The sequence below is a fragment of the Streptomyces sp. NBC_01476 genome (assembly GCF_036227265.1).
In the GTDB taxonomy this organism is placed as follows: Bacteria; Actinomycetota; Actinomycetes; order Streptomycetales; family Streptomycetaceae; genus Actinacidiphila.
The window spans coordinates 1,256,037-1,269,816 of record NZ_CP109446.1 but is presented as its reverse complement, the minus strand read 5'-3'; the positions used below and the strand labels follow the sequence as shown (position 1 = coordinate 1,269,816).

Sequence of the window (13,780 nt, the reverse complement as noted above, 5' to 3'; positions counted from 1 at the left end):
AGGCTCCCTGAATGATAAGGAGTTTTCCGGTCTGGAAGGATCGCCGCATGACCGCCGTGACCCGCGCGTATCCCGGGCGCAATGCGTCGCCCCGTACCGCCCGCGCCATCAACGACCGGCTCGCCCTGCGGCTGCTCCAGGAGGAAGGGCCGCTCACCGCGGGGCGGTTGAAGGAACTGACCGGGATGTCCCGGCCCAGCGTCGCCGACCTGGTCGAACGGCTCCAGGAGTCCGGCCTGATCCAGGTGGTCGGCGAGGCGGGGGAGGCCAAGCGGGGACCCAACGCCCGGGTCTACGGGATCGTGGCCGACCGGGCCTACGTCGCCGGCCTCGACGTCCGCATCGAGAGCATCGGGGTGGAGATCGCCGACCTGCTCGGGCGGACCGCCGGCCGGGCGGAACTGCCGGTCGCCCCGGACCTGCCGCCGGAGAAGATCGTCGCGGCGGGGATCGCGCTGCTCGACCGGACGGTGCGGGCGGCCGGCGCCTCCACCGGGCTGCACACCGTGGCCTTCGGCGCGCCCGGGCTGATCGACCCGGTGACCGGCCGGCTCAGCTCCTCCGGGGCGCTGCCCGCCTGGCACAGCGACCTGGTGGACGAGGTGCGCAAGCACTTCGGGGTGCCGGTGCTGCTGGAGAACGAGGTGAACCTCGCGGCGGTGGCGGAACTGCGGACCGGCGGCCCCGACACCTTCGTCCTGCTGTGGATCGGGGGCGGCGTCGGCGCCGGGGTCGTACTGGAAGGCAGACTGCGGCGCGGGGTCTCCGGGGGAGCGGGCGAGGTCGGCTTCCTGCCGATCTCGCCGACCGGGGAACTGCCGACGGCCACCGACTGCGACAACGGGTACCACGGGCTGGTTGGCAGCCGGGCGGTGTGCGCGCTCGCGGCGCGGCACGGGATCGCCACCGGCCCGCTCGCCGACGCCGGAGCGGCGGGCGAGGCGGTGCGGTCCGCGCTGGCGTCCGGGGCGTCCGGGGAGGCGTTCCTGGACGAACTGGCGGCGCGGATCGCGCTCGGCGCGGCGGCGATGTGCGCCGTGCTGGACCCGGGACGGGTGGTGCTGGCCGGAGAGGTCGGGCAGGCCGGTGGTCCCGCGCTGGCGGCGCTGGTCGGCCGGCGGCTGGCCCGGCTCTCGCCGCTGCGGACCGCGGTCCAGGTCACAGCGGTCGAAGGGGAGGCGATCCTGCGGGGCGCGGTGATCACGGCGGTGGACGCCGCCCAGGACGCGCTCTTCGCCCCCCGGGCCTGACCGTCCCGCCGGGCAAACCCCCGCACTGTGTGAGAGACCGCACAGGGGAAGGCCGGGCCGGGCGTGGAGCGGCGTGGCACCATGGAGGACGTATCAGTGACGTTTGCGCACTCCGGGGTCGGTGCAATTCCGAACCGGCGGTTACAGTCCGCGACCCGACCGCAACCAGCGGCCGGTTGACCAGGTGAAACTCCTGGACCGACGGTTAAAGTCCGGATGGGAGGCAGTGCGCGGCGGGCGTTCATCACGGTACGCCGCCGCACGGCGGGTCACGCGGACAGCGTGGTTCCCGCGAGTGTTCCGGTGTGCAGCGAGGACCGTTCCGCTTCAAGTCCCACCACGCCCCGGAGTCCGTGCCCGAAGAGGCAGGAGGACCCGGTGGCCACCGCCACGGAAACCGACGCGATGCGTCGCGCTGTCGCGCTGTCCGCCCGCGCGCTCGGCGCCACCGCACCCAACCCGGTGGTCGGCTGTGTGATCCTGGACGCCGCCGGCGAGCCGGCCGGCGAAGGCTGGCACCGCAAGGCCGGCGGCCCGCACGCCGAAGTGCACGCGCTGGCCGCCGCCGGGGAGCGCGCCCGCGGCGGCACCGCGCTCGTCACGCTGGAACCCTGCAACCACACCGGCCGTACCGGCCCCTGCGCCCAGGCGCTGATCCAGGCCGGCGTCGCCCGGGTCGTCTACGCCGTCGCCGACCCCAGCCCGGCCGCGGCCGGCGGCGGACAGACGCTGCGCGCCGCAGGCGTGGACGTCGACAGCGGCCTGCTCGCCGCGGAGGCCGAGGCGGTCAACACCGCCTGGCTCACCGCCGTCCGCAAGGGCCGCCCCCATGTGCGGTGGAAGTACGCCGCCACCCTGGACGGCCGGATCGCCGCCGCCGACGGCAGCAGCCGCTGGATCACCTCCCCGCAGGCGCGAGCCGACGTCCACCGGCTGCGTGCCGAGTCCGACGCGGTCGTGGTCGGCTCCGGCACCCTGCTCGCCGACGACCCCCAGCTGGCGGCGCGCGGCATCGACGGTGCCACCCAGCCGCTGCGGGTGGTCGTCGACACCAGGGCCCGTATCAGCCCCGGTGCCCGGGTGCTGGACGACACCGCCCCCACCCTGATCGCCGTCGCCGAGGACGCCGACACCTCCCACCTGCCCGGCGTCGACACCGTCGCACTGCCGTACGCCAAGAGCGGCATCGGCCTCGAAGTCACCGCCCTGCTCGCGGAGTTGCACGCCCGCGGGGTGCGCTCGGTGCTGCTGGAGGGCGGGGCGACGCTCGCCGGGGCCTTCGTCGCGGCCGGCGCGGTCGACACCGTCACCGGCTACCTCGCTCCCGTACTGCTCGGCGCCGGCCCGGCCGTGCTCGCCGGCGCAGGAATCAGCACCATCGCGCAGGCGTTCCGGCTCGACGTGACAGACGTCGAACGACTCGGACCCGATCTGCGTGTCACCGCCGTCCCCACCGCCCGTCAGGAGAGTTGAAGTGTTCACCGGAATCGTCGAAGAACTGGGTGAGGTCACCGCCGTCGAGAACCTCGGCGACGCCTCCCGCTTCACCGTCCGCGGCCCGGTCGTGACCGAGGACGCCAAGCACGGCGACTCCATCGCCGTCAACGGCGTCTGCCTGACCGTGGTCGAGTTCGGGGACGGTGCCTTCACCGCCGACGTGATGGCCGAGACGCTGAACCGCTCCAGCCTCGGCGCCCTAGCCCCCGGCTCCCGGGTCAACCTGGAGCGGCCGATGGCACTGGGCGGACGGCTCGGCGGGCACCTCGTCCAGGGCCATGTGGACGGCACCGGCACCGTACTGGAGCGCACCCCGGGCGAGCACTGGGAGATCGTGAAGATCGCACTGCCCGCCGGACTCGCCCGCTACGTCGTGGAGAAGGGCTCGATCACGGTGGACGGCATCAGCCTCACCGTGGTGGAGGCGGCGGCCGGTCACTTCACGGTGAGCCTCATCCCGACCACCCTCGCGCTGACCACGCTCGGCATCAAGCAGCCGGGTGACCCGGTCAACCTCGAAGTGGACGTCATCGCCAAGTACGTGGAGCGCATGATGCAGCCGGCGGCCGAAGGGACCGGTGCCAAGTGACTGCCGTGCACTGGCTGAACAGCGAGGCGTTCACCGCCTTCGACCAGCACGTGGTCTGGTCCGACCTGATCGGCAACCTGCTCGGCCTGGCCGCTCTCGCGCTGGGCTGGCGGCGGGCCGTGCTCACCTGGCCGGTCCAGCTGCTCTCCGGGGCGGTGCTGGTCGCCGCCTTCTGGGGCGCGCACCTCGGCGGCGGCGTCGGCAAGCAGTTCGTGGTGATCACGGTGGCCGGCTGGGGCTGGTACCAGTGGCGGCGCGGCCGGTCCGGCGACGGACGCCTCGCCATCCGCTTCGCCACCTGGCGGGAGCGGGCCGTCCTGGTGGCCGCCACCGGTCTTGGCACCGTCGCGGTCGCCTCGCTCTTCCTCGCCTTCCCCTCGCTGTCCTGGAACCCGTGGCCGGACGCGTACATCTTCACCGGCACCCTCGCCGCGATGGTCGCGCAGGCCCGCGGCTGGGTCGAGTTCTGGTTCGCCTGGCTCGCCGTCGACCTGGTCGGCGTGCCGCTGAACTTCCACAGCGGACTGCCCTTCTCCGGGCTGGTCTACATCATCTACTTCGTCCTGGTGATCGCCGGTATGTACGCCTGGTGGCAGCAGACCCGGCGTACGCCCACCGGCCCGGCCAGGAGCAGGACCAGCACCTCCACCGTCGCGGAAGGAGTGACGGCATGAACGCCGTGACAGCAGTGCAGGACGCGAGCGAGCACTGGTACGACGACACCGCCCTCGTGCTCGACCCGGTCGAGCGTGCCATCGCCGACATCGCGGCCGGCCGGCCGGTGGTGGTCGTCGACGACGAGAACCGGGAGAACGAGGGCGACCTGATCGTCGCCGCCGAGAAGATCACCCCGCAGATCGTCGCCTTCATGATGAGCGAGTGCCGCGGACTGATCTGCGTCCCCATGGAGCCGGGCGAACTCGACCGGCTTGACCTGCCGCAGATGGTCGGCGCCAACACCGAGTCGATGCGTACCGCCTTCACCGTGTCGGTGGACGCCGGCCCGGCGCACGGTGTCACCACCGGTATCTCCGCCGCCGACCGGGCCGCCACCATCCGGCTGCTCGCCGACCCGTCCGCCGCCGCGGCCGACTTCGTCCGTCCGGGGCATGTCTTCCCGCTGCGCGCCCGCGCCGGCGGGGTGCTGGTGCGGCCCGGCCACACCGAGGCCGGCGTGGACCTGGCCCGGCTCGCCGGGCTGCGGCCTGCCGCGGCCATCGTGGAGATCGCGCTGGAGGACGGCACGATGGCCCGGCTGCCGGAGCTGGTGCCCTTCGCCCGCAAGCACGGCCTGTCGGTCATCTCCATCGAGGACCTGATCGCCTACCGCCGCTCCGCCGAGCCCGCCGTCCGCCGGGAGGCCGGCGCCGCCCCGCTGCCCACCGTCCGGCGGGAGGCCAGCACCGCGCTGCCCACCGTCCACGGCGACTTCCGCGCCTACGGCTACCGCGCCACCGACGACGGCGTGGAGCACATCGCGCTGGTCGCCGGTGACATCGGCGACGGCCACGACGTCCTGGTCCGGGTGCACTCCGAGTGCCTGACCGGCGATGTCTTCGGCTCCCAGCGCTGCGACTGCGGTCCGCAGCTGCAGACCGCGCTCCGCAAGGTCGCCGAGGCCGGCCGCGGAGTGGTGCTCTACCTGCGCGGGCACGAGGGGCGCGGCATCGGCCTGATGTCCAAGCTGCGGGCGTACGAACTCCAGGAGCGCGGCCGGGACACCCTCGACGCCAACCTGGAGCTCGGGCTGCCCGCCGACGCCCGTGACTACGGCGCCGCCGCGAGCATCCTCGCCGACCTCGGGGTGCGCTCGCTGCGGCTGATGACGAACAACCCCGAGAAGACCGGCGCGCTGGTCCGGCACGGTCTGGACGTCAGGGGCCGCGAGCCGATGCCGGTCGCGGCCGGGGAGCACAATCTGCGCTACCTGCGGACCAAGCGCGACCGGATGGGCCACGACCTGCCGTGGCTCGACGCGGCGGCCCACTGATCACCGGCCGGTCCGGTACCGCCGGAACGGCCGGCGCACCCGGCACGGCACGCACAGCCGGTACAGCACGTATGTCCACTCCACCCAGTACACCCAGCACATCCAGCACTGAGCACCGAGGAGAGAAGTGAGCGGTAAGGGCGCCCCCGAGCTGACCGTGAAGAACTGCGGCGACCTGCGGGTCGCGGTGATCGCGGCGCAGTGGCACACCCAGGTGATGGACGGGCTCGTCGACGGGGCCGTACGCGCCCTGCACGACCTCGGCATCGACGAGCCGACCCTGCTGCGGGTGCCGGGCAGCTTCGAACTCCCGGTCGTCGCCAAGGTGCTGGCCGGCCGTGGCTACGACGCCATCGTGGCGCTCGGGGTGATCATCCGCGGCGGCACCCCGCACTTCGAGTACGTCTCGCAGGGCGTCACCTCCGGGCTGACCCAGGTCGCCGTGGACACCGGCGTCCCGGTCGGCTTCGGCGTACTGACCTGCGACACCGAGGAGCAGGCACTGGACCGGGCCGGGCTGCCCGGCTCGAACGAGGACAAGGGGCACGAGGCGGTGACCGCCGCGGTGGCCACCGCGACCATCCTGCGCTCAGTATCTGAACCATGGCGGTGACCGGCGGGCACTTCCCCGTACGCTAGGACCACCATGGCCAACAAGACATTCGAGGAGCTCTTCACCGAGCTTCAGCACAAGGCCGCCACCGGCGACCCCAGCCAGTCCCGCACCGCCGAACTCGTCGGCAAGGGTGTGCACGCGATCGGCAAGAAGGTGGTCGAGGAGGCCGCGGAGGTGTGGATGGCGGCCGAGTACGAAGGGGCCGCCGCCACCGCCGAGGAGATCTCCCAACTGCTCTACCACGTTCAGGTGATGATGGTCGCCCGGGGAATCTCCCTGGACGACGTCTACGCCCATCTGTAAGGCTGCCGCCCGTTCCCGTGCGGCAGCACGGGCACCATCAGCACCACCGGCGGCAGCCGGCAGCACCCGGCAGTACGCCACCGTCGCACCAGCAGACTCCCCGACCAGCCAAGAGAAGGAAACCGTCCTCATGCTGCGCATCGCCGTCCCCAACAAGGGCTCACTGTCCGCGCCTGCGGCGGCCATGCTGCATGAGGCCGGGTACCGCCAGCGCAAGGAGTCCAAGGAACTCGTCATGGTCGACGCGGTCAACGGCGTCGAGTTCTTCTACCTGCGGCCCCGCGACATCGCGATCTACGTCAGCACCGGCCGGCTCGACATCGGCGTCACCGGCCGCGACCTGCTGCTGGACTCCGGGGCGAACGCCGAGGAGATCCTGCAGCTCGGCTTCGCCCGCTCCACCTTCCGGTACGCCGGCAGGCCCGGCACCGCCACCAGCGTGCAGGACCTCGTCGGGATGACGGTCGCCACCTCCTACGAGGGCGTCGTCGAGAAGCACCTCGCCGACAACGGTGTGGCCGCTTCCGTGGTCCACCTCGACGGCGCGGTGGAGACCGCGATCCAGCTCGGGGTCGCCGAGGTCATCGCCGATGTGGTGGAGACCGGCACCTCCCTGCGCAACGCCGGTCTTGAGAGTTTCGGCGAGCCGATCATGGAGTCGGAGGCGGTCGTCATCCGCCGGGTCGGCGCCGACGCCGACGACCCCAAGGTGCAGCAGTTCCTGCGCCGGCTGCAGGGCGTCCTGGTCGCCCGGCGCTACGTGATGATGGACTACGACATCCGCGTCGAGCAGGTCGAGCGGGCCGTCGCCCTCACCCCCGGCCTGGAGTCGCCCACCGTCTCCCCGCTGCACCACGAGGGCTGGGTCGCGGTCCGCGCCATGGTCCCCACCGCCGACGCCCAGCGGATCATGGACGAGCTGTACGACCTCGGCGCCCGGGCCATCCTGACCACCGGCATCCACGCCGCCCGGCTGTGACCTCCACCGGTCACCACGGCGCCACCCGGGATGACCTGCCGGTGACCTTCCGGCCGGTCGTCACCCGGGTGGTGCTGCTCACCCTGGGTGCCGCCCTGTTCGCCGCGCTCACCGCGGTCGCCGTCGCGATGCCGCACGACGGCGCCGCCCCGTGGAGCACCGGGGAGCGGGTCGTGGTGAGCCTCACCGGCGCGGTGTTCTGCGCGGTGCTGGTGCTGCTCAGCCGGCCCAAGGCGGTCGCCGACGCGGCCGGCCTCACCGTCGTCAACCTCGTCGTCAAGCGCCGGCTTGCCTGGCCCGAGGTGCTGGCCGTGCACCTGCGCAACGGTGACGCCTGGGTCCACCTCGACCTCGCCGACGGCACCAGCCTGGCCGTGATGGGCATCCAGCCCGGTATCGCCAAGGGGCAGGCGCTCCGTGACGCACTGCGACTGCGCACCCTGGTCGAGGAACTGGGCGAGGCCCACGGCAGTGCCACGCACGAGTCGTACTGACCGCACCCGGCACACGCGCCTTCGCGTCGCCCGCCGCAATGACTACCCTGGAGCGGACGGCGCCGACCGCGCCCGCCCCGCACCCCCTTGCCGCACCGCGGCCCGCGGGGCCCCGACCGACTGAGGAGTGACTTCCACAGCCCGATGGACGAACCGTCCGGTAGTACGTGCGCCGCCCCTCCCGCCCTGGAGATCTCCACCCCGGCCCGAGGAGCGGCGGCCTCATGAGCACCTCTCTGCTGCTGCTCGCGGCAGCTTTCGTGCTGATCCTCGCCAACGGATTCTTCGTCGCCGCCGAATTCGGCCTGGTGACCGTGGAACGACCCGCCGCCGAACGTGCCGCGGCAGCCGGTGACCGCCGTGCCCGCAGTGTGGTGGCGGCACTGAGCAAGCTCTCCTTCCAGCTCTCCGGCACCCAGCTGGGCATCACCATCACCTCGCTGGTGGTCGGCATGCTCGCCGAACCCGCCCTCGGGGACCTGCTCTCCGGGCCGGTCGGCTCGGTCGGGATACCGGACGGCGTCGCCCCCGCCGTCGCGGTGGTGCTGGGCATGATCGTGGCCTCCGCCGTCCAGATGGTGATCGGCGAGCTGGTCCCCAAGAACTGGGCGGTCTCCCGCCCGCTGGCCGTCGCCCGGATGGTCGCCGGACCGCAGCGCGTCTTCTCCCGCGCCTTCCGGCCGGTCATCGAAGTGCTCAACGGGACCGCCAACCGCCTGGTGCGGATGCTCGGTGTCGAGCCCGCCGACGAGCTCGCCTCCGCCCGCTCACCCTCCGAGCTGGTCTCGCTGGCCCGGCACTCCGCGCTGGCCGGCGCCCTGGAGCAGGACACCGCGGACCTCTTCGTCCGCACCCTGTCGCTCGGCCACCTCACCGCGGAGAACGTGATGACCCCGCGGGTGCGGGTCAGCGCGCTGGAGGACACCGCGACCGCCGCGGACGTCCTCAACCTCACCCGGGCCACCGGCCTGTCGCGTTTCCCGGTCTACCGGGAGCGGCTGGACGACATCTCCGGCATGGTGCACCTCAAGGACGCCCTCGCCGTCCCCGCCGAGCTGCGCGACCGCACCTCGGCCGGCCGGATCGCGGTTGCCCCGCTGCTGGTGCCGGAGACCCTGCCGGCCCAGCTGCTGCTGGAACTGCTGCGCAGCCAGCAGCCGATCGCGGTGGTGGTCGACGAGTACGGCGGCACCGCCGGGGTGGTCACCCTGGAGGACATCGTCGAAGAGCTGGTCGGCGAGGTCCGCGACGAGCACGACGCCGTGGACGTGCCGGAACTCGCCGCCGCCCCGGCCGAGAACGGCCACCCCGCCTGGGACGCCGACGGCGGCAGCCGGATCGACACGCTGGCCAGGATCGGCCTGTACGCGCCGGAGGGACCGTACGAGACGGTCGCCGGCCTGGTGGCCGACCTGCTGGCCAGAATCCCGGAGGTCGGTGACACCGTGGAACTGCCGCAGTGGCTGCTGCGGGTCGAGGAAGTCGGCCACCACCGCGCCGAACGGGTACGGATCGTGCGTACCGGTCCGGTCGCGGGCGAGGAGAGCGAGCGATGAGCGCGCTCCAACTCCTGCTCGCGGCACTTCTGGTGCTCGGCAACGGCTTCTTCGTCGGCGCCGAGTTCGCCCTGGTCTCGGTCCGCCGCAGCCAGATCGAACCGCTCGCCGCCGAGCAGCGCCGGGCCCGTACCGTCCTGCACGGCCTGGAGCACCTGCCGCAGATGATGGCCGCCGCGCAGTTCGGGGTCACCGTCTGCTCGCTGACCCTCGGCGCGGTCGCCGAACCGACCGTCGCGCACCTGCTGGAACCGCTCTTCACCGCCGCGCGGATGCCCGGGGAACTGGTGCACCCGGCCGGCTACGTCATCGCGCTGGCCCTGGTGGTCTTCCTGCACCTGGTGATCGGCGAACTCGTACCGAAGAACCTGGCGATGGCCGACCCCGAGAAGACCGCACTGTGGCTCAGTCCCGGCCTCATCGGTTTCGCCCGGGTGTTCCGGCCGGTCATCGTGGTGCTCGGCGCGAGCGCGCGGCTGATCCTGCGGGTCTTCAAGGTCGAGCCGAAGGACGCGGTGGACGCGGTGTTCACCAGCGCCGAGCTGACGCTGCTGGTCGAGGACGCCCGGCGGGCCGGGCTGCTCGACTCCGACGAGCAGGAGCGGCTGGAGGACGCCCTCGAACTGGGCACCCGGCCGGTCACCGAGGTGCTGCTCACCCCCGGCGAGCTGATCACCCTGCCGCCGAGCGCGACGCCCCGGGAGATCGAGGAGCTGACGGTACGCACCGGGTACTCCCGCTTTCCGGTCGCGGCGCCCGCCGCGGACGGCGGTGGGCCGGGCTACCTCGGCTATCTGCACGTCAAGGACGTGCTCGACGCGGAGGACGTGGACCGGGCGGTGCCGCAGCGGCTCTGGCGGCCGATGACCACACTCCGGGCCGACCTGCCGCTCGACGACGCGCTCACCGCGATGCGGCGGGCCGCCTCCCATCTGGCGGCGGTCGCCGACGCGTCGGGGCGCGTGCTGGGTCTGGTCGCGCTGGAGGACGTGCTGGAGATGCTGGTGGGGGAGGTCCGCGACCCCGCCCACCGGGACGCGGACGTCCCGGCCCCCACCTCCCCGGAGGCGGACCCGGCCGAACTCGTCCGCTGACGGCGCGGTGCCCTAACGGGTGGCGGTGCCCCGGTCTCCCGGGGCACCGCTACTCCGCGGGGTCGGGCGGAGGCGTGCCGGGACCACGGCCGGAGAGGACCTCGCCGTACGCCTGCATGAGGTCGGGGAGGCGGAGGGTGGAGAGCTCGTCGCGGCCGGGGGTCGTCGGGTACTCGGAAAGCCGCAGGTCCCGGTAGGCGCAGCTCTTCTCGTACAAGGTGCGCAGCAGCCGGCCGTTGCCGAGTTCGTCGATCCACCCCTGGTCCACCACGTGACCGCTGATCGCCGAGAGCTCCTCGCGCGCCTCCTCGTCCCAGTGGTCACCGTTCTCGGCGGCCAGCACCTCACCGATCCGGGTCAGCTCGGCGGGACGGTAACTGGGGAAGTCCACCCGGGTGGTGAAGCGCGAGCTGAGCCCGGGGTTGGTGGCGAGCAGCCGGTCCATCCCCTCGGGATACCCCGCCAGGATCACCACCAGCCGGTCGCGGTTGTCCTCCGCGCGTTTCAGCAGCACCTGGAGCGCCTCGTCGCCGTACGCGTCGCCCTTGCTGTAACCGGAGTTGGACAGCGCGTACGCCTCGTCCACGAAGAGCACCCCGCCCAGCGCCGAGTCGATCAGCTCATTGGCCTTCACCGCGGTCTGCCCCAGGAACTCGCCCACCAGATCGGAGCGTTGGGCCTCCACCAGATGGTCGCCGCCCAGCAGTCCGAGTGCGTAGAAGACCCGGCCGAGGATCCGGGCCACGGTGGTCTTGCCGGTGCCCGAGGGGCCGGAGAAGACGAAGTGCCGCTTCGGCGGCTGCACCGGAAGCCCCTGACCGGAGCGCAGCCGGGCCATCCGCAGCTGCGCCGACAGCGCTTTGACCTGCCGCTTGACCGGCTCCAGGCCGACCATCCGGTCGAGTTCGGCGAGCGCCTGGGTCAGGAGCACCGGATCGGAGCCGCCGAGCGGCAGTTGGGGCGGCAGGGCGCCGGCGAGCGGGGCCGAGGACCGGTCGCGTATGCCGTCCTCCAGCGGACCGGGGCCCAGCAGCGAGTCCTCCAGGTCGGGGCCGGGGCCGGCCGCGCCCGCCGGGTCGGGCAGCAGCGGCGGCTCCAGGTCGGCCGCGCCCTCCGGTACGGCCTGGCCGGTGCCGCCGAGCGACACGGCCGCCAGGCCCACGCCCTCGTCCAGCCCGTCGTCGGTCTCGTGTATCGCCGCCAGCCGCGCGGCGGTGTCCATGAAGGCCGGGTCCACCCGGTGCACGGCCCGGTAGAGCGGTACGGCGGCGGCGGTACGGCCGGTGCCCTCGTAGGCGCGGGCCAGCCAGTACCGCAGCTCCTTGCGCTGCGGCTGTTCGCTGCGGCAGCGCATCAGGGCGGCGGCGAGCAGCGGTTCGGCCTGGCCGCACATCTCCAGGCGGACCCGGGCCATGCCGCCGAAGAGGCCGGCCTCGATGCCGAGCACCGGGTCGCCGAGCAGCGGTTCGGTGTGCCGGACCAGGTGCTCCCAGTCCTTGACCAGATACGCCCGGCAGGCGTGCAGGAAGCGGACCTGCGGATCGGTGTCGATCGGCGGGCAGTCCGCCAGCGCCCGGTCGAGTTCGGCGACATGGCGGCCGTCCAGCCAGTGCGAGGCGTGCGCGAGCAGCAGGTCGCGGCTGGTCTCCAGCACCGGCTGCACCCACCAGCCCAGCCAGTACCAGGAGTTGAGGGTGCGCCGGTGGGCGGCCCGCTGCTCGCCGAAGCGGTCGCGGTGCCGGTACATCTGGAGCAGGGCGGTGGAGGTGTCGGCGCGCAGCGCGTGCAGGCCCAGCCAGGCGTCGGCCATCCCGGGGTCCATCCGTACCGCGGCGCGGAACTCCTCCTCGGCCTGGACGTAGGCGCCCATGGTGTACGCGTCGACCCCGCGCAGCCAGGCGAGATCGGCCGGGGCTCCCGGACGGTCGGTGCCGAAGTCCATCAAGTCCCCACCCATCCGTCCCCCGCGCCGACGCTGCCTCGTCCCAACCCCTGGCCACGGGTTGGGAGTTGAGGCAGGCAACGGCATCCCCCATGCCACCGCGCCGCCCCCCTTTCGGCATCGTACCCGCGATACTCCGAACGCCGTAGGGTGCCGTGAGAAGCGGAACCCAGGTGGCGTTCAGGACGCGAGGTGCCGGGGTGATCACGGGGAGTGAGAGCGCCGGGCTCGCAAGGCGGGCATACCGGGCGGGCGGACAGGACGGAGCCCCCGGTCACGGGGGAACAACCGGGGGCTCCGCGTCTGCTGAGCGGCCGCTTTCCTGCCGCTTGTTGAAAACGTAATTGCTGGATACCCGGGCGGTCAAGCGGTGTTGGGGCGGCTGTACGAGGCCGGGTATGCCTCCGGCGCGGGTCGCCGTCAACCCGCTACGTACGGTGACCTCGTACGGTGGGAACCGTCCGTACCGCCCCTCCTGTTTCGGCCCGGTAGCCGTCGGAGGTCTGGTGAACCAGCAGGTCCGCGAAGGGCCGGGACGGGTCGGCGGTGAAGTGCGCGTCCTCGTCGCGGGTCCAGCCGGTCCAGAAGTGCGCGAGCTGCGGGCCGTCGCGCCGCAGTCCCCGCCGGCGCGCGGTGCCGGGGTCCACCTCCAGCCACAGCAGGAGCGCGAGGTGCGGGCGTACGGCGAGGCGGCCGGTGCCGACGCCTTCCAGCAGGACCACGGGCGCGGGCGGCACCTCCTCTTCGCCGGCGAACCGGCGGGCCACCCAGTCGTACACCTGATGGCGGGCGGGGCGGCCTTCGGCCAGTGGGGTCAGTACCTGTTCGGTGAGGCGGTCGGTCCAGTCGAACGGCTGCTCGTGCGTGGCGAGGTCGTCGGTGTGCACGGTGGGGGCGCCGCCCAGCTCCGCGGCCAGCCGGGCGGCGAACGTCGTTTTCCCCGACCCGGCGTGCCCGTCCACGGCCACGAGCCGCACGGGGCCGCACGAGGGTGCGAGCGTGGGGAGCAGTGCGGCAAGCCGCGGCAGCGTGAGGTCGCCCATGCGGCCGAGCGTATGCCACCCACCCCGACCCCGCCCGGCGTCCCCCTCCCGGCACGGGGGTGCCCTACCAGGGCCGCGGGGTGCCTTCCCGGCACGGGGTGCCCTACCAGGGGCGCGGGGCGCCTTCCCGGCACGGGGTGCCCCACCAGGGGCGCGAGGAACTGCGCGGGCAACCGGCCACCGGCCGGTGGTCCGGACACGACAGCGACAGCCCCTCTCGGCCGGTGACGGAGTGCGGCCCTGTCGTGGCCGTTCGCGCAGTTCCTCGCGCCCCTTCGGGGCGCGGGTTCTCTTCGCGGAGTGGCTCGCCCCATGGGGGCGCGGGGAACTGCGCGGGCAACCACCCACCGGCCGGTGGTCCGGACACGACAGCGACTGCCCCTTTGCGCCGGTGGCGGGGTGCGGCGGCGTCGTGGCTGGTCGCGCA

Annotated in this window: 13 protein-coding genes and 1 riboswitch; of the genes, 11 read left to right on the top strand and 2 right to left on the bottom strand. The window is 73.1% G+C overall.

Annotated elements, in window-relative coordinates; translation table 11 throughout:
* The first annotated feature begins 47 nt into the window (after positions 1–47).
* The 11 genes from OG552_RS05515 (at position 48) to OG552_RS05465 (ending at position 10,368) form a co-directional block, all read left to right on the top strand.
* Positions 48–1,250 (top strand): ROK family transcriptional regulator, encoded by a 1,203-nt coding sequence (locus OG552_RS05515; RefSeq protein ID WP_329130064.1) that lies wholly within the window; start codon positions 48–50, stop codon positions 1,248–1,250.
* Positions 1,251–1,353: 103 nt separating this feature from the next.
* A riboswitch (FMN riboswitch) is annotated at positions 1,354–1,484 on the top strand.
* A gap of 144 nt (positions 1,485–1,628) precedes the next feature.
* Positions 1,629–2,723 (top strand): bifunctional diaminohydroxyphosphoribosylaminopyrimidine deaminase/5-amino-6-(5-phosphoribosylamino)uracil reductase RibD, encoded by a 1,095-nt coding sequence (gene ribD, locus OG552_RS05510; protein WP_329130063.1) that lies wholly within the window; start codon positions 1,629–1,631, stop codon positions 2,721–2,723.
* Position 2,724: 1 nt separating this feature from the next.
* Positions 2,725–3,336, top strand: a complete 612-nt coding sequence (locus tag OG552_RS05505) for a riboflavin synthase (RefSeq protein ID WP_329130062.1) — start codon at positions 2,725–2,727, stop codon at positions 3,334–3,336.
* On the top strand, positions 3,333–4,010 hold the full coding sequence (locus OG552_RS05500; RefSeq protein WP_329130061.1) for a nicotinamide mononucleotide transporter family protein: 678 nt from the start codon (positions 3,333–3,335) through the stop codon (positions 4,008–4,010). The genes OG552_RS05505 and OG552_RS05500 overlap by 4 nt, the downstream gene beginning before the upstream one ends.
* Entirely contained in the window at positions 4,007–5,326 is a 1,320-nt protein-coding gene (locus OG552_RS05495) for a bifunctional 3,4-dihydroxy-2-butanone-4-phosphate synthase/GTP cyclohydrolase II (RefSeq protein ID WP_329130060.1), read from the top strand. The genes OG552_RS05500 and OG552_RS05495 overlap by 4 nt, the downstream gene beginning before the upstream one ends.
* A gap of 127 nt (positions 5,327–5,453) precedes the next feature.
* Positions 5,454–5,939: a 6,7-dimethyl-8-ribityllumazine synthase gene (ribH, locus tag OG552_RS05490; protein ID WP_329130059.1), complete on the top strand. Its 486-nt coding sequence runs from the start codon at positions 5,454–5,456 to the stop codon at positions 5,937–5,939.
* Between the two features lie 33 nt (positions 5,940–5,972).
* Entirely contained in the window at positions 5,973–6,245 is a 273-nt protein-coding gene (locus OG552_RS05485; protein WP_329130058.1) for a phosphoribosyl-ATP diphosphatase, read from the top strand.
* Between the two features lie 130 nt (positions 6,246–6,375).
* Positions 6,376–7,224, top strand: a complete 849-nt coding sequence (hisG, locus tag OG552_RS05480; RefSeq protein WP_329130057.1) for an ATP phosphoribosyltransferase — start codon at positions 6,376–6,378, stop codon at positions 7,222–7,224.
* The gene (locus OG552_RS05475) at positions 7,221–7,718 is read left to right on the top strand and encodes a PH domain-containing protein (protein WP_329130056.1); all 498 of its coding nucleotides are present in this window, start codon (positions 7,221–7,223) and stop codon (positions 7,716–7,718) included. The genes hisG and OG552_RS05475 overlap by 4 nt, the downstream gene beginning before the upstream one ends.
* Positions 7,719–7,942: 224 nt before the next feature.
* Positions 7,943–9,274: a hemolysin family protein gene (locus tag OG552_RS05470; RefSeq protein WP_329130055.1), complete on the top strand. Its 1,332-nt coding sequence runs from the start codon at positions 7,943–7,945 to the stop codon at positions 9,272–9,274.
* A complete protein-coding gene (locus tag OG552_RS05465; protein ID WP_329130054.1) occupies positions 9,271–10,368 on the top strand; it encodes a hemolysin family protein in 1,098 nt (365 codons plus the stop codon). Before OG552_RS05470 ends, OG552_RS05465 begins: the two co-directional genes overlap by 4 nt.
* 49 nt (positions 10,369–10,417) lie before the next feature.
* Here OG552_RS05465 and OG552_RS05460 read toward each other — a convergent pair whose 3' ends face one another.
* Together OG552_RS05460 and OG552_RS05455 are read right to left on the bottom strand one after the other, a co-directional pair.
* Positions 10,418–12,310 carry an AAA family ATPase gene (locus OG552_RS05460; RefSeq protein ID WP_329130053.1) on the bottom strand — a complete coding sequence of 631 codons (1,893 nt, stop codon included), beginning with the start codon at positions 12,308–12,310 and terminating at the stop codon, positions 10,418–10,420.
* Between the two features lie 428 nt (positions 12,311–12,738).
* Positions 12,739–13,353, bottom strand: a complete 615-nt coding sequence (locus tag OG552_RS05455; protein WP_329130052.1) for a uridine kinase family protein — start codon at positions 13,351–13,353, stop codon at positions 12,739–12,741.
* Positions 13,354–13,780 lie beyond the last annotated feature (427 nt).